The sequence below is a fragment of the Ruegeria sp. CDSC042 genome, from assembly GCF_059610745.1.
On the sequence record NZ_JBXWOF010000001.1, the window covers coordinates 463,821 to 484,551 of the forward strand.

The 20,731-nt window shown below is 56.3% G+C and carries 21 protein-coding genes and 2 tRNA genes; 16 read left to right on the plus strand and 7 right to left on the minus strand.

Annotation, left to right across the window (positions count from 1 at the left end; translation table 11 throughout):
* The first annotated feature begins 129 nt into the window (after window positions 1–129).
* The 4 genes from pdxH (at window position 130) to AC2FHX_RS02320 (ending at window position 1,978) form a co-directional block, all read left to right on the plus strand.
* A complete protein-coding gene (pdxH, locus tag AC2FHX_RS02305; RefSeq protein WP_496700415.1) occupies window positions 130–735 on the plus strand; it encodes a pyridoxamine 5'-phosphate oxidase in 606 nt (201 codons plus the stop codon).
* Between the two features lie 142 nt (window positions 736–877).
* A complete protein-coding gene (locus AC2FHX_RS02310) occupies window positions 878–1,384 on the plus strand; it encodes a cold-shock protein (RefSeq protein ID WP_282021219.1) in 507 nt (168 codons plus the stop codon).
* A 6-nt stretch (window positions 1,385–1,390) separates the two neighbouring features.
* Window positions 1,391–1,858, plus strand: a complete 468-nt coding sequence (locus tag AC2FHX_RS02315) for a DUF192 domain-containing protein (RefSeq protein WP_281972048.1) — start codon at window positions 1,391–1,393, stop codon at window positions 1,856–1,858.
* Window positions 1,859–1,901: 43 nt separating this feature from the next.
* Window positions 1,902–1,978, plus strand: a tRNA-Pro gene (locus AC2FHX_RS02320).
* A 12-nt stretch (window positions 1,979–1,990) separates the two neighbouring features.
* Here AC2FHX_RS02320 and AC2FHX_RS02325 read toward each other — a convergent pair.
* Window positions 1,991–2,425, minus strand: a complete 435-nt coding sequence (locus AC2FHX_RS02325; RefSeq protein ID WP_281972049.1) for a hypothetical protein — start codon at window positions 2,423–2,425, stop codon at window positions 1,991–1,993.
* Between the two features lie 533 nt (window positions 2,426–2,958).
* On the opposite strand from AC2FHX_RS02325, the gene AC2FHX_RS02330 reads away from it, so the two are divergent.
* On the plus strand, window positions 2,959–6,579 hold the full coding sequence (locus AC2FHX_RS02330; RefSeq protein WP_496700414.1) for a vitamin B12-dependent ribonucleotide reductase: 3,621 nt from the start codon (window positions 2,959–2,961) through the stop codon (window positions 6,577–6,579).
* 539 nt (window positions 6,580–7,118) lie between these two features.
* The gene (locus AC2FHX_RS02335) at window positions 7,119–7,364 is read left to right on the plus strand and encodes an EF-hand domain-containing protein (protein WP_271947247.1); all 246 of its coding nucleotides are present in this window, start codon (window positions 7,119–7,121) and stop codon (window positions 7,362–7,364) included.
* A gap of 53 nt (window positions 7,365–7,417) precedes the next feature.
* Here the strand turns inward: AC2FHX_RS02335 and AC2FHX_RS02340 are convergent, their stop codons facing one another.
* The gene (locus AC2FHX_RS02340; protein ID WP_271947245.1) at window positions 7,418–8,962 is read right to left on the minus strand and encodes a trimethylamine methyltransferase family protein; all 1,545 of its coding nucleotides are present in this window, start codon (window positions 8,960–8,962) and stop codon (window positions 7,418–7,420) included.
* A 409-nt stretch (window positions 8,963–9,371) separates the two neighbouring features.
* On the opposite strand from AC2FHX_RS02340, the gene AC2FHX_RS02345 reads away from it, so the two are divergent.
* The 4 genes from AC2FHX_RS02345 to AC2FHX_RS02360 all read left to right on the plus strand — a co-directional run bounded on the left by AC2FHX_RS02345 (window position 9,372) and on the right by AC2FHX_RS02360 (window position 14,013).
* Entirely contained in the window at window positions 9,372–9,884 is a 513-nt protein-coding gene (locus AC2FHX_RS02345; protein ID WP_142633643.1) for an outer membrane protein, read from the plus strand.
* A 318-nt stretch (window positions 9,885–10,202) separates the two neighbouring features.
* Complete coding sequence (gene cysS / locus AC2FHX_RS02350; protein ID WP_496700413.1) at window positions 10,203–11,600, plus strand: cysteine--tRNA ligase; 1,398 nt, start codon at window positions 10,203–10,205, stop codon at window positions 11,598–11,600.
* On the plus strand, window positions 11,600–13,234 hold the full coding sequence (cimA, locus tag AC2FHX_RS02355; protein WP_496700412.1) for a citramalate synthase: 1,635 nt from the start codon (window positions 11,600–11,602) through the stop codon (window positions 13,232–13,234). The genes cysS and cimA overlap by 1 nt, the downstream gene beginning before the upstream one ends.
* Before the next feature lie 2 nt (window positions 13,235–13,236).
* Window positions 13,237–14,013 carry a squalene/phytoene synthase family protein gene (locus tag AC2FHX_RS02360; protein ID WP_496700439.1) on the plus strand — a complete coding sequence of 259 codons (777 nt, stop codon included), beginning with the start codon at window positions 13,237–13,239 and terminating at the stop codon, window positions 14,011–14,013.
* 3 nt (window positions 14,014–14,016) lie between these two features.
* On the opposite strand, the gene AC2FHX_RS02365 is transcribed toward AC2FHX_RS02360, so the two are convergent.
* Window positions 14,017–15,243: an MFS transporter gene (locus AC2FHX_RS02365; protein ID WP_496700411.1), complete on the minus strand. Its 1,227-nt coding sequence runs from the start codon at window positions 15,241–15,243 to the stop codon at window positions 14,017–14,019.
* A 96-nt stretch (window positions 15,244–15,339) separates the two neighbouring features.
* On the opposite strand from AC2FHX_RS02365, the gene AC2FHX_RS02370 reads away from it, so the two are divergent.
* The 4 genes from AC2FHX_RS02370 to AC2FHX_RS02385 are packed head-to-tail and all read left to right on the plus strand — an operon-like array spanning window position 15,340 to window position 17,437.
* Window positions 15,340–15,972 (plus strand): DNA-3-methyladenine glycosylase family protein, encoded by a 633-nt coding sequence (locus AC2FHX_RS02370; RefSeq protein WP_496700410.1) that lies wholly within the window; start codon window positions 15,340–15,342, stop codon window positions 15,970–15,972.
* Window positions 15,969–16,634, plus strand: coding sequence for an alpha/beta hydrolase (locus AC2FHX_RS02375; protein ID WP_496700409.1), 666 nt, complete (start codon window positions 15,969–15,971; stop codon window positions 16,632–16,634). Before AC2FHX_RS02370 ends, AC2FHX_RS02375 begins: the two co-directional genes overlap by 4 nt.
* A 3-nt stretch (window positions 16,635–16,637) precedes the next feature.
* Window positions 16,638–17,141, plus strand: a complete 504-nt coding sequence (locus AC2FHX_RS02380; RefSeq protein WP_496700408.1) for a GNAT family N-acetyltransferase — start codon at window positions 16,638–16,640, stop codon at window positions 17,139–17,141.
* The gene (locus AC2FHX_RS02385) at window positions 17,135–17,437 is read left to right on the plus strand and encodes a putative quinol monooxygenase (RefSeq protein WP_496691199.1); all 303 of its coding nucleotides are present in this window, start codon (window positions 17,135–17,137) and stop codon (window positions 17,435–17,437) included. Before AC2FHX_RS02380 ends, AC2FHX_RS02385 begins: the two co-directional genes overlap by 7 nt.
* 2 nt (window positions 17,438–17,439) lie before the next feature.
* On the opposite strand, the gene AC2FHX_RS02390 is transcribed toward AC2FHX_RS02385, so the two are convergent.
* Window positions 17,440–17,865, minus strand: coding sequence for a VOC family protein (locus AC2FHX_RS02390; protein ID WP_142633659.1), 426 nt, complete (start codon window positions 17,863–17,865; stop codon window positions 17,440–17,442).
* 31 nt (window positions 17,866–17,896) lie between these two features.
* A complete protein-coding gene (locus AC2FHX_RS02395; RefSeq protein ID WP_496700407.1) occupies window positions 17,897–18,502 on the minus strand; it encodes a pseudouridine synthase in 606 nt (201 codons plus the stop codon).
* Window positions 18,503–18,713: 211 nt separating this feature from the next.
* On the opposite strand from AC2FHX_RS02395, the gene AC2FHX_RS02400 reads away from it, so the two are divergent.
* On the plus strand, window positions 18,714–19,301 hold the full coding sequence (locus AC2FHX_RS02400) for an HNH endonuclease (RefSeq protein ID WP_142633663.1): 588 nt from the start codon (window positions 18,714–18,716) through the stop codon (window positions 19,299–19,301).
* Here the strand turns inward: AC2FHX_RS02400 and AC2FHX_RS02405 are convergent.
* Complete coding sequence (locus AC2FHX_RS02405; protein WP_271947233.1) at window positions 19,298–19,765, minus strand: disulfide bond formation protein B; 468 nt, start codon at window positions 19,763–19,765, stop codon at window positions 19,298–19,300. The genes AC2FHX_RS02400 and AC2FHX_RS02405 overlap by 4 nt on opposite strands.
* The gene (locus tag AC2FHX_RS02410; RefSeq protein WP_496700406.1) at window positions 19,762–20,340 is read right to left on the minus strand and encodes a YqaA family protein; all 579 of its coding nucleotides are present in this window, start codon (window positions 20,338–20,340) and stop codon (window positions 19,762–19,764) included. The genes AC2FHX_RS02405 and AC2FHX_RS02410 overlap by 4 nt, the downstream gene beginning before the upstream one ends.
* Before the next feature lie 145 nt (window positions 20,341–20,485).
* Here AC2FHX_RS02410 and AC2FHX_RS02415 point away from each other — a divergent pair.
* A tRNA-Leu gene (locus tag AC2FHX_RS02415) sits at window positions 20,486–20,571 on the plus strand.
* Window positions 20,572–20,731 lie beyond the last annotated feature (160 nt).

Sequence of the window (20,731 nt, forward strand, 5' to 3'; positions counted from 1 at the left end):
TTCTCCGCCTGTCTTCGCGTTATGTTGCGTTGGTTTATGCCATTGGCTGGTCTGCTTCAAGGCCGTGCACTCTTGCCCGTGGCGGGAACTCGCCCTAGGGTATCCCTCAATAGTTTCCAGGGGATGGAAATGAGCGAACGTGATGGCATCTTCGCAGGAACCGACCCATTTGCAATAGCAGGGCGGTGGCTGGGCGAAGCTGTGAAGAGTGAACCCAACGATCCTAACGCGATTGCACTGGCAACCGTGGGCGAAGATAGTATGCCCAATGTACGAATGGTGCTGTTGAAAGAGATCGAAGCCGACGCCTTCGTTTTCTACACAAATTACGAAAGTGCCAAGGCAGGCGAGTTGGACAATGCTGGCAAGGCGGCCTTCGTGATGCATTGGAAATCTTTGCGGCGTCAAATCCGCGTTCGTGGTACAATCACGCGCGAGGATGGACCAAAGGCTGATGAATATTATGCCTCTAGGTCACTGAAAAGTCGGCTTGGTGCATGGGCGTCTAAGCAATCTCAGCCGCTTAGCAGCCGTTCCGCGCTGATGGCGGATGTGGCGAAAGTGACCGCAAGGCTTGGCCCTAACCCTCCGCGCCCTAAATTTTGGGGTGGTTACCGGCTTGTGCCGACGGAAATCGAATTCTGGGCAGACGGCGCATTTCGTCTGCATGACAGGTTCAGGTGGTGCCGGGATGACGCTGCTTCCGAATGGCAGATTCAGAGGTTGAATCCATGACGTTCACGTGTCGCGAATTGCAATGCGCAGATAACAAAGGGATTTTTCACCTTGAATTTGCGCGTCAATCCCATACACATCGGACCCTTAATAAAGTGAAAAAAAACGCAGTGGGACCACAGTGCCAGAAGATCTGAACAACATGTACCGCGTCCGAGGACACGTTAAATGGTTCGACCCTGCCAAAGGATACGGCTTTGTCGTATCGGATGAAGGTGGGCCGGATATTCTGCTGCACGTAAACGTTTTGCGTAATTTCGGTCAAAGCTCGGTTGCAGACGGGGCGGGCATCGAAATTATGACGCATCGCACTGATCGCGGTGTGCAGGCTGTCGAAGTCATCAGCGTCGATCCGCCAGCGCGCGCCGATACGATGATGCTCGCGGATTTTGCTGAACTTGATCCAGTTGAGATTGCAGCGGCCCCTTTGGTGGCTGCGCGGGTTAAGTGGTTCGACAAGGGCAAAGGGTTTGGCTTCGCTAATGTATTCGGGCGTGGCGAGGATGTGTTCCTGCATATTGAGGTTCTACGCCGTTCGGGGCTTGCGGATCTGCAACCCGGTGAAGCATTGGCCATGCGGGTCATAGACGGACAGCGTGGTCGGATGGCGGCCCAGGTTATGGCCTGGGAAGCAGCTATGGATGACTGATCTGTCATGGCAGGGCTTTTCAAGGTTCTGACTGTTGTCTTGTTACTTTGGGCCGGTGGCGCAGACGCCGCCTGTCGTACAGATCGTGTTAGCCTGAAAAATGATAAGTCCCAAATCGGCTTTGATATTGAACTCGCCGTGTCGCCACAGGAGCGATCGCGCGGACTCATGTTTCGAGAATCGCTTCCGGTACGTTCAGGGATGCTGTTTGTATTTGACCCGCCGCAACCTGTTGCGTTCTGGATGAAGAACACGCTGATTCCTCTGGACCTGATCTTCATAGATAAGACGGGTATGGTAACGAAAGTTCATCACAACGCGATTCCCGGTGATTTGACCCCCATCGGAGGGGGCGATTCGGTATTCGCGGTGTTGGAAATCAACGCTGGTCTCGCAGATCGTTATCTGATCACGCCTGGAACACAGATCCAGCACAAAGTTTTTTCACATGGTCCGGCAATTTGGCCCTGTTAGGGCTTTTCAAATCAGAACGGCACGGTTAGGAAGGCGCACGGTTCGGGGCGTGGCGCAGTCTGGTAGCGCACCTGTTTTGGGTACAGGGGGTCGTAGGTTCGAATCCTGCCGCCCCGACCACTTCTTCAAAAATTAAAATGGCGACCCACCCATCGTTCGATAGATGGCGCTAAGGGTTTTATCCAATTCTTTGCTTTCTACAGGGACTTTTGCAGCAGGCCCTGTTTCGCGCGGCACATTAAAAAACAGATCCGCTTCAACCAGATAGCCACCTGTATTTTTTTCGGCGGTCAGCCGAGTCACACTTTTGGGTAGGTTCTGTGGATAGCCGTCATAGTTGAGAATCAGGTAGGCTGTGGTCTTCGGAGGCAGAAGTTCCTGACACTCGAACTGACGATTTCCGATTTTCCTAAATTCCTCACCCGGGCCGTTGCAAGATGTCTCGAACGTAGCAAACAACTTGTCGGGAAAGGCTGAGAACTGCGCGCTGCGCGATGTGGCGGGCGTTTCTTGTGGTGTGCAGGCCACGATCAGGGCAAACAGGGAAATTATTCGAAACGCGGTCATTGATCGGTCTGCCCTTTGTTGGATGTGCTTTTACGCGCACCTCTGAATAATGTCGAAATCGGCCGGATGCTGATTCTATTTCAACTTAGACATCTTAAGGCTGGTTTATCAAATCGCGATAAGTAAGCCGGAAAGAACGGTTAATCGTATTACGGACTTGGCTAGGTGATGGCGAACCATGGCGGATAACTCTGTGGAGGAATCGGAAACTGTCCTTCACCAGTTTGTCTATGCGGATCGGTCAACATAAAAGATTCCAAAAATGGCGGAAAAAGGCCGTTGACGATCTATGTGTGAATACGCCAGATTGTATAGGCCGAAAGTGCTGCCACTAAATCTGGTAGAAAATCCAGAACGTGGCACAGGGCGAGGGCTGGAGAGCACATCATACTTACGTGCGTCCGTCGGAACGGGGTCACGTTGCTTCGGGCAGCGGCCGGTTTCCTGCGCCCAAGATTTTCGGTTAGGGCAGATGGTCCGTTTATTGGGATCAAAAGCCAAGGGACAAGTTGATTGAATCTAGGGCGGCGGACATGAAGATTGACAGAAAATTTACCAAATCGGGACAGGATGCTTATGCAGAGCTTAAGTTCGCTTCTGCGACGTCAGAAATCCGAAACCCGGATGGGACCATCGTTTTCCGCCTGGACGATATCGAGGTTCCTACCAGCTGGAGCCAGGTCGCAAGCGACGTCATCGCGCAGAAGTATTTCCGCAAGGCAGGCGTTCCGACCAAGCTGAAGAAGGTCAAGGAAAAGGATGTCCCTGAATTCCTGTGGCGTTCTGTTCCGGCTGAGGACGCTGAATTTGGGGGCGAAATCTCGTCCAAGCAGGTGTTTGACCGTCTTGCCGGCGCCTGGGCCTATTGGGGCTGGAAAGGTGGCTATTTCTCGACCGAGGATGACGCGAGCGCCTATTTCGACGAGATGCGTTATATGCTGGCGACTCAGCGCGCTGCGCCGAACAGCCCGCAATGGTTCAATACCGGCCTGCACTGGGCTTACGGAATCGATGGCCCAGCACAGGGGCACCACTATGTCGATTATAAGACAGGCAAGCTGACCAAATCGAAATCCGCCTATGAGCATCCGCAGCCGCATGCGTGTTTCATCCAGTCCGTAGATGATGATCTGGTGAACGAGGGTGGCATTATGGACCTGTGGGTCCGCGAGGCGCGCCTGTTCAAATACGGAAGCGGAACTGGGACCAACTTTAGCCACCTGCGTGGCGAGGGCGAGGCACTGTCGGGTGGCGGTAAATCCTCGGGTTTGATGGGCTTTCTCAAGATCGGCGACCGCGCCGCTGGCGCGATTAAATCAGGCGGCACGACCCGTCGAGCAGCAAAGATGGTCATCGTCGATGCAGATCACCCAGACATCGAGAAATTCATCGAATGGAAGGTGATCGAAGAGCAGAAGGTGGCCTCGATCGTTGCCGGATCGAAGATGCACGAGAAGATGCTGAACGGCATTTTCGAGGCCATCCGCAGCTGGGACGGCGCGCAGGAAGACGCGTATGATCCCAAGATAAATGACAGCCTGAAAAAGGCGGTTCGCGAGGCGAAAAATGTTGCGATCCCCGAGACTTACATCAAACGCGTTCTGGATTACGCCAAGCAGGGTCACGATAGCATCGAATTCCCGACCTACGATACGGATTGGGATTCGGAAGCCTACAGCTCGGTTTCGGGCCAGAACTCGAACAACTCGATTCGCGTAACCAACGCCTTCCTGACCGCTGTCGAGAAGGACGCGGACTGGGAACTGGTCAACCGCACAAACGGGAAAGTCGCCAAGACGGTCAAGGCGCGCGACCTGTGGGAAAAGGTTGGCCACGCGGCCTGGGCCTGCGCCGATCCTGGCATCCAGTTTCACGACACAGTCAACGAGTGGCATACATGCCCCAAAGATGGGGAGATTCGCGGATCGAACCCGTGTTCGGAATATATGTTCCTTGACGACACGGCCTGTAACCTGGCGTCGATGAACTTGCTGACTTTCCTCAAGGATGATGAGTTCCAGGCAGTGGACTATATGCATGCCTCGCGCTTGTGGACCCTAACGCTGGAAATCTCGGTGACCATGGCGCAGTTCCCCTCCAAGGAAATTGCGCAGCTTTCCTATGACTTCCGCACTTTGGGTTTGGGCTATGCCAATATCGGCGGTCTGCTGATGAACATGGGCTATAGCTATGACTCGGATGAAGGCCGCGCGATCTGTGGCGCGCTGACCGCGATCATGACCGGTGTAGCCTATGCAACCTCGGCCGAGATCGCCGGCGAATTGGGTCCGTTCAATGGCTATGAGCGCAACGCCGATAACATGCTTCGGGTCATCCGCAACCACCGACGCGCATCTCAGGGTGTGACTGAAGGGTATGAGAAACTGGCAGTGAAGCCTGTACCTCTGGACCATGGCAACTGCCCGGATAAACGTTTGGTTGATCTGGCGATGTCAGCTTGGGACGAAGCGCTGAGCCTGGGTGAGCAGAACGGTTACCGCAACGCGCAGGCCACTGTGATTGCGCCAACCGGAACCATCGGTCTGGTAATGGATTGCGACACCACTGGGATCGAGCCGGATTTTGCTTTGGTGAAGTTCAAGAAACTGGCCGGTGGCGGGTATTTCAAAATCATCAACCGCTCGGTGCCTGCAGCGCTGGAAAAGCAGGGGTATTCCTCGGCTCAGATTGAAGAGATCGTCAGCTACGCGGTTGGTCATGGCACCATTGGCAACGCTCCGGGGATCAACCACACCTCGCTGACGGGTCACGGCTTTGGCCCCAATGAACTGGCCAAGGTGGATGCCGCGCTGGAAAGCGCCTTCGACATCCGGTTCGTGTTCAACCAGTGGACTCTGGGCGAGGATTTCTGCACCGGCGTTCTCGGCATTCCTGCGACCAAGCTGAATGACCCGACCTTCGATCTGCTGCGCCATCTGGGCTTTACCAAAGCGGATATCGACGCGGCCAACGACCACGTTTGCGGAACCATGACGCTGGAAGGCGCGCCGCATTTGAAGGAAGAGCATTATTCGATCTTCGACTGCGCCAATCCGTGTGGCAAGAAAGGTAAGCGTTTCCTGGGTGTTGATAGCCACATCACGATGATGGCCGCCGCTCAGAGCTTTATTTCAGGCGCGATCAGCAAGACGATCAACATGCCGAATGACGCCACCATCGAAGACTGCCAGAAGGCCTATGAGCTGTCCTGGTCGCTGGGTGTGAAGGCCAACGCGCTGTATCGCGACGGCTCGAAACTGTCGCAGCCGCTCGCCGCCGCGCTGGTCGAGGATGACGAAGAGGCAGCAGAAGTTCTGGAAACCGGGACGCCGCAGGAAAAAGCCGTCGTTCTGGCCGAGAAGGTGATCGAGAAGGTTGTGGTCAAGGAAATGATCCGCAGCCATCGCGAAAAACTGCCCCATCGCCGCAAGGGCTATACGCAAAAGGCGATTGTCGGCGGCCACAAGGTCTATCTGCGCACTGGTGAGTTCGAAGACGGACAGTTGGGCGAGATCTTCATCGACATGCACAAGGAAGGCGCGGGCTTCCGGGCGATGATGAACAACTTTGCCATCGCCGTGTCGGTTGGCCTGCAATATGGCGTGCCGCTGGAAGAGTTTGTGGATGCCTTTACCTTTACCAAGTTCGAACCCGCTGGGATGGTGCAGGGCAACGACTCGATCAAGAACGCGACGTCGATCCTGGACTACATCTTCCGTGAACTGGCCGTGTCCTATCTGGATCGTACTGATCTGGCCCATGTGAAACCAGAAGGCGCAAGCTTTGATGATCTGGGCCGGGGCGAGGAAGAAGGTGTCTCGAACGTGTCCGAGATCAGCGAAAGCGCGGCGTCCAAGTCATTGGAAGTGCTGAAACAAATCAGTTCGACCGGGTATCTGCGCAAGCGGATGCCGCAGGAGCTGATGGTTCTGAACGGCGGACAGAACGTGGTGAACGGCATGGCCGAAACCGCAGCCACATTCGAAGCGCCGGTGGCCGAAACCGCCGTAGCAACCGGGATGGACGCCCGCACCAAAGCCAAGATGCAAGGCTATGAGGGCGATCCCTGCGGTGAATGCGGAAACTACACGCTGGTGCGCAACGGCACCTGCATGAAATGCAACACCTGCGGCTCAACAAGCGGGTGTAGCTGAGTTAAGCGCCCCGGCAACCCGGGGCGTAGGGGTCGGAAGCTGCCACAGTTGCCGGCCCCGACGAATACGGATCAAGGCGCAGAGACTTACCTTCGATGCCTTGGTCCACTCGGCCGACATGCCCGTGTTGGCCGGGAACAGGGTGGGGCGGAATATTTGCTCTTTCCCACTCTTTCACGGAACGGGTGCGCTCGTTCCATGCGACGTCCAGGCCGCAGGCAAACAAAACACCGGGCGGTCAACGAATGGAGCCTGGATGGCGAAACTGACAGGGGGCTTCGGCCCCCTTTCTTTTTGTCCTAAAGCCGTTAACTCGGCAGAGCCTCGCCATATTGCCTGTTTCCCATCGGGCAAGAACCGCCGACCGTGTTTGGGGGAGTTTTACCCAGCGACAGATCGCGGATGCGACTCTGGCAAACGCGCGGAGTTTGGCGCGAAATCAAAACGATGGCACTCAGTGGCTGACAACTGGTGGTGATTGCGTGTTCTTGATGCTTGTCCGGACACAAAACACACAAACTCTATCAGGAGGCATCACAATGAAACTGAATACTCTGGTCACATTTTCTGCACTTGCTTTTGCTCTGCCGACTTTGGCTGTCGCGCAGTCTGCGGCGGATACCAATGGGGACGGCGTTCTGACAATCGAAGAAGTTCAGGCCGTCGTGCCGGACGTTGACGCAAACGGATTTGCAGCAATGGATGCAAATGGCGACGGCGCGCTGGATCAGGATGAAATTGCAATCGCGCAGGAAGCCGGGTTGCTGCCATCTACAAACGGCTGATTAACAAATTTTCAAGGCGGCCAGACGAAAATTCTGGCCGCCTTTCTAAGTGTTTATCGGGGTAGGTGAATGTTGAATTTATTGCGAATCTGTGCATCCAATGCCGGATCGAACTGTGCTGGCGAAGAGGTCGACAGGATTTCCAGCTTTCGCGCGGTCGCTTTTTCGATCAAGTCAGGTTTGCCAAGCTCGACCCATTCTTTCGGAGACGTTCGATCTCCATGTGCGGGATACACATAATCGGCCTGCATGCGCCCAAGTGTGGCATCGGTTCCCAAATAGTGACCGGGTCCACCAAGGCAAACCTCGGCCATCTGATCCAATGCCAGTGTTTCGTCAGATACTTCGATCCCGCGAACGCAGCGCATCGCCTGTCCGATAAGATCATCCCCTAAGATCAAGCTTTCAAAGCAAAAACCCAACAGAGACGAGTGCATTCCAGCGGATTCATAAACCATGTTCAGGCCCGACAGGCCGGCCATGACGTTCGAGCACATCTGCTCCCATCCCGCTTGCATATCAGGCAATTTGGAATCCGATGCGCCTGCGGCGGCTCCGCCTGGCAGATCATAAAACTTGTGCATTTGGGCACAGCCTGCGCTAAGCAGAGCCTGTTCACCTGATCCTACGGACATGGCGCCTGTCCGAAGGTCCAACCCAAAGGGCCAGGTTCCAAAAATCGCCGGGGCACCTGGCTTTACGGCATTTACATAAACCAAACCGGCAAGACATTCTGCAGTTGCCTGGGCAATGGCGCCTGCGATTGTGGACGGAGCAGTTGCACCTGCCATTCCGGCCGAAAGAAGAAGAACAGGCATTCCTGCCTTGATGCATTCCTCCATCACCTGACAGCTTTCAGTGGCAAACTTCATGGGCGGTACGACAAAGCAGTTCGAGTTCGAGATGAATGGCCGCTCGCGCCACTTGTCTTCACCGCCTGCGATCATGTGGATTAACTCCATCGCTGGCGCGACATAACTAGGATCGGTGAATGATGTGCCGATATGCTTGTAAGTACCAGAACTACAAGCGTAAATTGTGTTCAGGTCCATCTCGAGATTGTCGGAAATATCGCGACAAACCATCGGGCGTTGGACAAAATGGATGTTGTCCAGCTGTTGGCAAATCCGCGCGGCATCGTGCAGATCCTGCACAGTCGAATCGCGGTATTCGCGGCCGTTGACTTCAACCATACTGACAGCGGCACCGGCGGTCCCATAGTGAACCTTTGCCCCCGACAATTCCAGGTCAGTTTGACCATCCCGGCTGAACAATGTGACCGAGCGGTTGGCTTTGGCAATGGTGTCTTCAACCAGCGCGCGCGGAAACCGGATGCGTCCGTCGTCGCCAAGTGTGCAGCCCGCGCCAACCAGATAGTCGATCCCGCTTTGCGGAGCATCCGCCAGACCTATGGTTTCAAGCGCCTGCAGCGCGGCTTCGTGAATGCGTTCGACTTGTGGCTGAGTCAGTGGCTTGTAGCGTCCGCCCTCCATTCCCGGGCGGATAGGGCGCAGATGATCAGGCAGAGCAGATGCGCGGGCAGCACGACGCGCAGCACGTCCGCCACTGCGGGAAGAGTTACGGGGTTGGTCGTTCATGTTTAGGATCCAATAGTGAGAAACGTATTTTGAGAGGCCTTACAAAAAGCCTGACGGCCGCCCCCTGGCAGCACGTCCCCGATCCGCGCCGATTGTGCGGCTGATCAGGTGGATTTTCCAAAATTCGTTCTGCATTTGGTTCCTCATCCAGTGGCCGCAGTGTTCCAATTCAGAACGGCATTATCTGTTCTATTTGCGACCTTGATGCCGAAAAGCGAAGCAAATTCTCAAGTGATTGTTGCCTAAAGATATTTTTCCCCGAGGCGATCGAAATCTGCTATAATTCCTGTGCTTACTTGAATTGGGCCTCTAGGCTAAACACTTTTTTAACGAATGCGGCCCAGTTTGTAGCAAATTGATCTGAATACTCGAAAGCATTGCTGAAAGGTTTTTGGTGAATCGTAGGAAGGTGCATATCGCATTAATTGTTGCTCTGGCGACATCCGGCTTCTCACCGGCTTTGGCCGAGGATTGGAGCGGTGCCTATGCGGGATTCAGCTTTGGCTATGCTGATGCAGACGGGCCGAATGGTTCAAGCGGCAGCGACACCAGCTTTGGTCCTCATCTCGGGTATGACTTTGATTTCGGCAAGTTCGTGTTGGGTGGTGAGCTTGAGTATAACCGGCTGTCGCTGAATCTTGGTCAGGGCGAAGGCAGTCTGGATAGCATGACCCGGCTGAAATTGCGCGGCGGATACGATTTCGGCAATGCGTTGGGATATGTAGTTATCGGTGCGGCGCGCGTGGATTCCACGGTCGAAAACGATACCGCAGCGGTTTATGGCATTGGTGTCGCTTATCCGATTGGCAATAATTTCGTCATCAGCGGTGAGGCGCTGCGCCAGAATTTCAATGACGTTACCCGATCGAATGGGGGGCTGGATTCGAATGTGTTCAACCTGCGTACGACATTCCGGTTCTAGCAAGATTTCCAGATTGAATCTGATCTGAGCTGCCGAATTCACGACCATGAAGGTCAGGTGTTTGCGGAACATGGCGTCAATTTCCTATTCCAATTCAAGGCGTTCGCCAATCACTCCCTGGTCATGATAGAACGTAAGGCTTGGCGCGGCGGGATAGCCGTGCTAGAGGATGATCCATGAACCGGATGACCTGCATCATTATCTGCTGCATTACCTGCTGATTTATCAAGCGGGCCGGTTTCTTTCGTTTTCTTCCCTGAGACAAGTTGCTAAGCCCGCGCCAACGCGAGACGCTATGCCGTTCTTAGGAGCCGACAGATGAAGACGATCAAACTGCACAACACACGGACACGGACAAAAGAGGATTTCGTTCCGATCAGCGCCGACAATGTGCGGATGTATGTCTGTGGACCTACCGTCTATGACCGTGCCCATCTGGGTAACGCGCGGCCCGTGGTCGTGTTTGATGTGCTCTATCGTTTGCTGCGGCATGTTTATGGCGCAGATCATGTGACCTATGTGCGCAATTTCACCGACGTCGATGACAAGATCAACGCAACCGCATTGGAGCGCCAAAAGGCGGGGGCCGCGGGGACGTTGGAAGAGTTGGTGAAGGAACGGTCAGATGAGACCATCGGCTGGTATCTGCGCGACATGGGCGAGCTTGGTGCGCTCAAACCCGACCATATGCCGCGCGCCACTGAATTCATCGCGCAGATGATCGCAATGATCGAAGACCTGATCGACAAGGAACACGCCTATGCCCGCGAGGGGCATGTTCTGTTCGCCGTGGACAGTTGGAAAGAGAAATACGGAGCCCTGTCCGGTCGGTCCGTGGATGACATGATCGCGGGTGCCCGGGTCGAAGTTGCGCCGTATAAGAAGAACCCGATGGATTTCGTTCTGTGGAAGCCGTCTACCGACGAGTTGCCCGGGTGGGAGTCGCCTTGGGGCCGAGGGCGTCCGGGTTGGCATATCGAATGCTCGGCCATGAGCTATGAGCTGCTGGGTGAGAGCTTTGACATTCACGGTGGTGGCAACGATTTGATGTTCCCGCACCATGAAAACGAGATCGCCCAGAGCAAATGCGCGCACCCGCATGGCGAGTTCGCACGCGTTTGGCTGCACAATGAGATGCTGCAGGTCGAGGGCAAGAAGATGTCCAAATCGCTGGGCAATTTCTTCACCGTGCGTGATCTGTTGGAACAGGGCGTGCCGGGTGAGGTGATCCGCTTTGTGTTCTTGCAGACCCATTATCGCAAGCCGATGGACTGGACTGAGAAAAAGGCACGCGAAGCCGAAGCAACGCTGCGCAAGTGGCGGGCGCTGACAGCGGGCATCGAGCCCGCCGCCAGCGCGGCACCCGCAGTCATCGCTGCGCTCAGTGATGACCTGAACACGGCGGGTGCCCTCGCTGAACTCCACCGTCTTGCGGCGGATGGGGACGTTGCCGGTTTGTTGGCTAGCGGGCGGTTGCTGGGTCTGTTGACCCCTGAGATGGGGGCGTGGGCAGACACGGCATCGGTGGACCTGTCCGCACATGCGGATCGGTTGGCGGACGCACGGGCAGAGGCGATGCAGAGCAAGGACTTCTCGGAAGTGGATCGCTTGAAGGCCGCATATGTGGCCGCTGGTCTGGAAGTGCGGATGAGCAAAGATGGCGTTGAACTGGTGCCCGGCGCTGGTTTCGATGCTGCGAAGCTGGAGGAGGTGTGATGCCCAAGGAACGCCTTTACCTCTACGACACCACGCTGCGCGATGGGCAGCAGACGCAGGGCGTGCAGTTCTCGACCGCTGAGAAGGTGCAGATCGCGCAGGCTCTGGACGAGTTGGGTGTGGATTACATCGAAGGCGGTTGGCCTGGGGCGAACCCAACTGACAGTGCGTTTTTTGATGCCGCGCCGAAGACTGAAGCGCGGTTGACCGCTTTTGGGATGACCAAACGCGCGGGCCGGTCGGCTGAGAATGACGATGTTCTTGCGGCGGTGATGAACGCAGGCACAAAGGCAGTGTGTCTTGTGGGCAAGTCGCATGATTACCACGTGACCCAGGCGCTGGGGATCACTCTGGAGGAGAATGTCGAGAACGTGCGCGCCTCGGTTGCGCATATCGTGGCGCAGGGGCGTGAGGCGCTTTTTGACGCCGAGCATTTCTTTGACGGCTACAGGGACAATCCCGGATATGCGGTCCAGGTTTGCAAGGCCGCTTTAGAGGCCGGAGCTCGCTGGGTTGTTCTGTGTGACACCAATGGGGGTGCATTGCCCGGTGAAGTGTCGCGGGTTGTATCCGAGGTGATTGCCGCAGGCTTGTCAGGTGATCGTTTGGGCATTCATACCCATAATGACACGGAAAACGCAGTTGCGTGCTCGCTCGCTGCTGTGGATGCGGGCGTGCGTCAGGTTCAGGGAACCCTGAACGGGTTGGGCGAACGCTGCGGGAATGCAAACCTGACTGCTTTGATCCCCACTTTGCTGCTGAAAGAACCTTATGTGTCGCAGTTTGATATTGGGGTCAGCGTCGAGGCCTTGGCGGGTCTGACACGGGTCAGCCGTATGTTGGACGAAATCCTGAACCGGGTTCCCAGCAAGCAGGCGGCCTATGTGGGGGCGTCTGCTTTTGCGCATAAGGCAGGGCTGCATGCCAGCGCGATCCTGAAGGATCCGTCGACATACGAACATGTAGATCCGGCGACTGTCGGCAATGCACGGATCATCCCGATGTCGAACCAGGCGGGGCAGTCGAATCTGCGTAAACGCCTGACTGAGGCCAGCCTGAGCGTGGAAAGTGGTGATCCGGCGCTGGGGCGCATTCTTGACCGGATCAAGCAGCGCGAGGCCGAAGGCTATTCTTATGACACCGCCCAGGCCAGTTTTGAGCTGTTGGCGCGCGATGAGCTGGGTCAGTTGCCCGCCTTTTTCGAGGTCAAACGCTATAAGGTCACGGTTGAGCGGCGGAAGAACAAGTATGACAAGATGGTCAGCCTGTCCGAGGCGGTTGTCGTGGTGAAGGTCGACGGGGAAAAGAAGCTGTCGGTCAGTGAATCTCTGGACGAAGATGGCAGCGACCGAGGACCAGTGAACGCTTTGGCCAAGGCTCTGGCCAAGGATCTGGGGCAATATTCGCGGATATTGGACGACATGCATCTGGTCGATTTCAAGGTGCGGATCACCCAAGGTGGAACCGAGGCCGTGACGCGGGTCATCATCGACAGCGAAGACGGGCAGGGGCGGCGCTGGTCAACTGTCGGGGTCAGCGCGAACATAGTGGATGCGTCGTTTGAGGCCCTATTGGATGCGATCCAGTGGAAGCTTGTACGGGATTGCCGTCCTCGGGCGGTGGTGGCCGAGTGACAGTGCAGTTCAATGACGATCTGAAGGCCTGTGCTGCATTGGTGCATCGCGCCGATCCGGACCGGTTCATGGCGGCGATGGCCGCGCCGGTTGCCGCACGTTCGGTTCTGTTTCCGATCTATGCGCTGAATGTCGAGGTCGCCCGAGCGCCCTGGGTCACGCAAGAGGCGATGATTGCCGAAATGCGCCTGCAATGGTGGCGCGATGCATTGCAGGAAATTGCTGAAGGTCCGACTGTGCGTCGACATGAGGTCGTGACGGCGTTATCGCAGGTTCTTTCTCCACATCTGGCGGTGATGCTGGATGAATACGTGGCCGTAAGGCGCTGGGATATCTATCGCGATCCTTTTGAGGACGAGACCCATTTTGAGGCCTACCTAAATCACAGCTCGGCCAGTTTGATGGTGGCGTCGGCGCAATCTTTGGGTGAGGCCGACGAGCCTGTGTTACGAGATTTCGGCTATGCCGTTGGCGTGGCGAACTGGTTGCGCGCAATCCCGGATCTTGAAGTGCGCGGGCGTATTCCTTTGTTGGATGGAACACCCGATGCAGTGCGCGATCTGGCGCAAAAGGCTCTGAACCGGTTACGGCGCGCACAGGGACAGCGTCTGGCGATTTCACCAGAGGCGCGCCCGGCGCTTTTGGCGGGTTGGCAATCTGAATGGGTGTTGCGCAAGGCGATTGCTCAGCCAGATCGCGTGGCCGCAGGGAATTTGATGCAGGGTGAGGTTCGGCGCCGGGTTTCCCTGATGTGGAAGGTGGTCCGGGGTCGCTGGTAGACCTCAGACCGTTTCGGGATCGGACGGGCGCAGAACCAACCAAAGCAATGCGCCCCCGGCCAGAGTCAACAATGGAACCATGGCAAGGTTTACCGCGGTCCAGCCTTCAACCGGTGAGCCGCCAGAGCAGTTCATCAATCCACCCGAAGCAAGCGAAGCCAGTGTTACACCACCGAATACCAGCAGGTCGTTCAGACCCTGCATACGGCCACGCTCGTTGATGTCATGCGATGCCGCCAACATGGTGGTCGCGCCAATAAAGCCAAAATTCCAACCGACGCCCAGCAAGATCAGAGCGATGAAGAAGTTCTCAAGCTCAACCCCTTGCAAGGCGACAACGCCAGCACCGGCAAGGATTGCGAGACCAAGAGCTACGATCTTTTCGACGCCGAAACGGGCAATCAACTGGCCGGTGAAGAAACTGGGGATGTACATGGCGAGAACGTGAAAAGAGACCACATCTGCCGCGTCATTGGCTGTGTAGCCACAACCAACCACTGCCAGCGGAGTGGATGTCATGACCAGATTCATCAACGCATAAGAAACCATTGCGCAGATGATGGCCACGGCGATGCGCGGCGTCTTTAGCATCTCAAGCCGGGTGCGTCCGGTCGGGGCCCCCTCAGCGGCTTTTGCAGGCGTGGGGATGTCCAGAAAGAAAAACAAGACCGAGCCCAGAATGTTGAGCACAATCACCGCCAGATAGGTGCCCAGGAATGGGATCACATAGGCGGTAGAGGTCAGCTTAACGATTTGGGGGCCAAAGAGCGCGGCGGCCAGACCGCCGGCCATGACGTATGAGATTGCCTTAGGGCGAAAGGCGTCCGAGGCTGTGTCCGCGGCGGCAAAGCGATAGAATCCGTGCGCGCTCATATAGATGCCGGTCAGCAGACTGCCCGCCAGGAAGACCGGGAACGAGGCCAGATACAAACCGTAGGCACCAACCAGACCCCCGCAGGCACCTGCCGTTGCCCCAACCAGAAACCCTGCGCGCCGTCCCCAGCGTTGCATTATGGCGGAAATCGGCGTTGCCGCCAGCATTGACCCCAGCACGATCAGCGAGATGGGCAGGGTTGCGAGACAGGCATTGGTGGCCAGCGACTGCCCGGCCAGACCGCCAACAATAAAGATCATCGGCATCTGCGATCCCAGAATGGCCTGAGCTGCGACCAGAACAGCGACATTACGCTTGGCCTGACTGTTATCCGGGATCGTGGGTGTCATTGTCATGCGCCAATGCGTAGCGATGAAAGCAGGGTCATACAAGACGGTTGCATCTGCGACAAAGCACCCTAACGTGCTGCTGACCAATTTGCCGGAGCGCGCATGTCCGTCGGACGTATCATTGAAACCCCCGATTGCGTGGCCGACGGGGCCAAGTGGCTGGCCGAGACCTGTCCGCGCATGGCCTATGCGATGGACCAGACCGGGCCTTTGCCGCTGCGCCGGCGCCCTGACGGGTTTGCCCAGCTGCTCAGCGCGATCGTCAGCCAACAGGTCAGCGTGGCCTCGGCCAATGCCATATGGAAACGCCTGCAAGATGCAAAACTGACGGGCCCACGCAAAATCATGTGGGCCACCGATGAGGATTTGCGTGCGGTGGGCCTGAGCCGCCAAAAGATCAGATATGCCCGAGCGCTTGCGGAGACTCGTATTGATTACAAGGCGTTACGCGACGCACCTGATGAGGATGTTGTGGCGATCCTGACCGAAGTTTCAGGCATAGGCGTCTGGACTGCCGAGATTTACGCGATGTTTTCTCTGGGCCGTGCCGATGTGATTGCGCCGGGCGACCTTGCGCTGCAAGAGGCCGCGCGCATCCTCTATGATTTACCCAAGCGACCTACGGATAAAGAACTGCGCCAGATGGCCGAAGCGTGGTCACCCTGGCGGTCGGTTGCAGCGCGGGTGTTGTGGGCCTATTACCGGGTCGCAAAAGAACGAGAAGGGATCAGATGACACGGGTTTTGAATGCGCTCCGAAAAGAGCCGGTTTCGGGCGATACGCGCTCGGTCGTGGTGTTCGTGCATGGCTATGGCGCCAACGGGGCCGACTTGCTGGGCCTGGCCGATGTGTTAGGTGAGCATCTACCGGACACTCTGTTCGTTGCCCCTGACGCGCCCGAGCAGATCCCGGGTATGCCCAATGGCTTTCAGTGGTTCCCGATCCCGTGGATTGATGGCTCTTCCGAAGAAGAATCGCGCCGCGGGATGGAAATGGCGGCGGATGACTTCGACGCTTTCCTCGATGCGTTGATGGTGGACGAAGATGTTCTGCCCGAGCAGGTGGTTCTGTTCGGTTTCTCGCAGGGCACGATGATGAGCCTGCATGTCGCCCCGCGCCGCGAGGACCCAGTGGCCGGGATAGTAGCCTTTTCAGGACGCCTTCTGGAACCCGATCTGCTGCCGGATGAAACAGTCAGCCGCATGCCGGTCCTACTGGTACATGGCGACGCCGATGACGTCGTGCCGCCACAATCCTTGCCCGAAGCCGCCGAGGCCCTGCAAGCGGCTGAGTTCAAAGAGGTCTATGCCCATGTCATGAAGGGCACCGGCCACGGTATTGCCCCGGATGGTCTTAGCGTCGCACTGGCTTTCATGCGTGACAAGCTGAGCCTTTAAGCGATGATTGCGGTCCGCCCCATGATGCCCGAGGATGTCGCAGCAGCTTGCGATTTGCTCAACCAGATCATCGCCATTGGTGGTACGACTGCGTTCGAAACCCCTTTCTCCGAGGCGCAGTTTGCGCAGAGTTATCTATTGGGTCTCGATAAGATTTGCAGCCATGTGGCGATGGACGCGCAAGGTGAGGTTGCCGGGTTTCAATGGCTTGGGGTGAATGACGCACTGCCCGACGATTGTACTGACATTGCGACCTTCACCCGCCGCGAACCGGTTTTGAAGGGGGCAGGGCGTGCCTTGTTTGAAGAAACCGCCAAATTTGCCGTAGGGGTTGGGCTCGGTTCCATCAGCGCGACAATAAGGGCTGATAACCGGATGGGCCTGAACTATTACGAGAAGATGGGATTCCAAGATTACTCGGTTGATTTTGGTGTGCCCCTTCGTGACGGCACGCCGGTCGACAGGATTACCAAACGGATTGATCTGAGATTGGAGATACCATGCTGATCGTAACCGGAACTATCGAAATTACGCCGGAAGGTGTCGAGGCTGCCAGAAAAGCTGCGCAGGAAATGGTTGCCGAGACGGTGAAGGAAGCAGGCTGCACGGTCTATGAATTCAGCCAGATTCTGGGTCATGCCAATCGGTTTCGGATCTACGAAGAATGGGAAAGTCAGGCCGCGCTCGAGGCGCATTTTGCCACACCGCACATGGCAACATTTCAGGCGGTGCTAGGCAAGGTCGGAGTGACTGAAAGTCTAATCTATCGGATCACGGGAGGTGACAAGAAACCGCTGCGGTGATCCTAGTCCCATAAGGAAGGCTCGGCGAATTCGATGGAATTCCCGGACGGGTCGCGAACGTATAAAGACAGTACTCCGTTCGGCCATTCAAATTCAGCGTCTACGGGCACGTTCCAGTCTATAAGATGTTTTCGCATCACCGCGATTTGCGCGCGCGCCATGCCAAAGCAGGCATGACCCGGACCTTGGGCGCCATGGGCGGGAACAGGCAGGCGCGGGTTGCCTGGAGGTTTTTCGGTCTCTGCCGCATTGAATAGCAGCAACACTGAACCACCCACCTTGTAGAACACATGCCGGTTGGCGACACGCTGGATTTGCTCAAGCGCCAGAACGTCCCCATAGAAATGCTCTGCAGCATCCAGGTCGTCGACATAAAGTGACGCTTCTAAAAGGCCGGTTGGCTGCGGAATGTCAGGTGATACCTTCATTCCTCTATCCTATCACAAATAGGCGTTTCGGTCACCGACGTGGGCGCCGGTCCCGTTTGCGCGAAGAAGATGGCGCAAGGGCAGGCATAGATAGGCTATCCCATTGCCCCGGCTCAAGCCCGTCCAATGTCCAGTCGCCAATCCGGGCGCGGATCAGTCGAAGGGTCGGGTGCCCAACGGCCGCCGTCATCCTGCGCACTTGCCTGTTTCGACCTTCTCGAAGGACCAGTTCGACCCAACAATCCGACACCGTCTGCCGCACTCTGATTGGCGGGTTGCGCGGCCACAATGCCTCGGGCTGATCCATCAATCGCGCCTTGGCAGGGCGGGTCAAGCCCTCCTTCAGATCAACACCATCGCGCAGGGCTTTTAGGGCGGAGGCGTCTGGCTCCCCTTCGACCTGCACCCAATAGGTCTTAGCCATTTTATGCTTGGGATCGGCTATCTGCGCCTGAAGGTGACCATTGTCGGTCAACAGCATCAAACCTTCGCTATCGCGGTCCAATCGCCCGGCGGGATACACGTCCGGCAGATCAATGAAATCCGACAGCGTACTGCGCGGAGACTCCGCATTCGCGCGATCCGTGAACTGCGGCAATACATTGAATGGTTTATTGAAGCGGATGAACCAGGACATTCACCCGCCATAGCCCGGCGATCGAATTGGTGCAACCTGTGGATAACTGTCATCAGCCTGTTACGGATTCGGAATACTCAATCCCCGAGATATTGTGGAAACTCAGGGCTTGTCAGAGCTTTGACACGATATATAGTAAAGCTAAGGCCGGGGCGGGGGTTCTCCGCTCTGATGTCAAAAGAGGCAGAGCAGAGCGTGGAGCGATTCTGATATGGACGGAGACTTCAGGACCGAATTTGTCAGGGAACCCGGTGCGCTCAAGCATCATCCGGCATTGGTTTTGAACGCCGATTACCGCCCCTTGTCCTACTATCCACTATCGCTCTGGCCGTGGCAGGAGGCCATAAAAGCTGCCTGGCTGGACAGAGTGGATATCGTCGCCGAATATGACGAAGTTGTCCGAAGCCCGAGCACCGAGATACGAATACCCTCGGTCGTTGTGCTGAAAGATTATGTAAAACCCAGAAAGCGCGTGGCCTTCACGCGCTTTAATTTATTTCTGAGGGATGAATTCCGCTGCCAATACTGTGGCAGCCGTGGGGATCTGACCTTTGATCACGTGATCCCGCGCGCGGCGGGCGGGGTGACAAGCTGGCAGAACGTTGTTGCGGCTTGTAGCCCATGTAACTTGCGCAAAGGGTCTAAATCACTGCGGCAAGCAGGAATGACATTGCGCAAGCCTCCGCGGCAGCCGGATGCTGAGGCTTTGCGCAACGTTGGACGAAAATTCCCACCGAACCACCTGCATGACAGTTGGATCGACTTTCTCTATTGGGATGCGGAACTGGACGAGCTCTAACGGCCTTCACGCCACGCGGCGAACCAGAGCAGAACCAGAACGAAAGACAAAGCGGCATTCCATCCGGCCATGGAAACACCAAATAACTCCCATGGAATATCATCACAGCGTACCAGTGGTGCCGACATGATCTGATCCAGCAGTTCTTCTGCCGACAGACCGCCGATGCTGCTTGATGTGCAGCTTGACGGACCTTCCCACAAACCGCGTTCTACACCAGCGTGATAGACACCAATGACCGCAGTGGTCAGCGCCGCCATGACGCCTAAAAGAGGGAGGATCGCCAGCCGAGGTAGCGCAAGCGCCGCAGCACCGATCAGGATGGCGACAGCATGCGGATAGCGTTGCCAGATGCACATTTTGCAGGGTGGAAGCCCGCCGAGATACTGAAACGCAAAGGCCCCAAGCAGCAATGCCACAGATCCAAACGTGGCAACCAGGACCAGTAAATTTCGTCTTGTCATAGGAATCTCACCGCTAGGAACCCGCCGAACAAAAGGATGATGAACAGGGTAAACATAAGGCCCAGCCGCTTTTCTATGAAGGTGCGGATCGGCTCTCCGAACCCCCAAAGCAGACCGGCGACGATGAAGAACCGGATCGCTCGGGCCAGAATCGAGGTGGCAATGAAGGTGCCCAGGGGCATCCCTGTCCAGCCGGACATGATGGTGATGACCTTATAGGGAAAAGGCGTAACCCCAGCGGCCAGAACAGCCCAGAAACCAAAGTCATTGAACCGTGTGTTGAACTCTTCCATGGCGTGGGCTTTGCCCATGGATTCAAGGATGGGCTGGCCGAGGCTTTCATAAAAGAACGCGCCGATTGCATATCCTAACATTCCGCCCAAAACCGAAGCTACCAGTGCCACAGAAGCAATCAGCCAGGCCCGGGAGGGTCGGGCAAGGATCATGGGAATCATCAGAACGTCCGGCGGTATCGGAAAGAAAGAGCTTTCGATGAAGGAAACAATAGCCAGCGCCCACAAGGCATTCGGGTGTTCTGCCAGACGAATGGTCCAGTCATAAAGAGGTCGCAGCATCAGGTGCAATTTCCCTGTACATGTGTTGGGTAAGCCAAATCATGCGCCCCGCAGGCCGTCAACCTTGCAGGCTGGAACATTCCTCAATCAGGGTGTTTTTTGCCTCTGGACCTTCTCGATTTTGAACGCTAATTCAGTGTCCGTGGCCCAAGTGGCGGAATGGTAGACGCAGGGGATTCAAAATCCCCCGGTAGTGATACCGTGCCGGTTCGAGTCCGGCCTTGGGTACCAAAGTAAAAACAGAGGGTTAGGGGAACCTGCCTTCTGTTTTTTCTTTCCGGCAGTTCTAATTGCTCGCATTCCCAACTCGCACTTTCGCGTTCTGGTCAGAATTCCCGATGTCAAAAGCGCATAATTGGATGTGTTTGCGGTCACTGCGGGGCAGATGCGC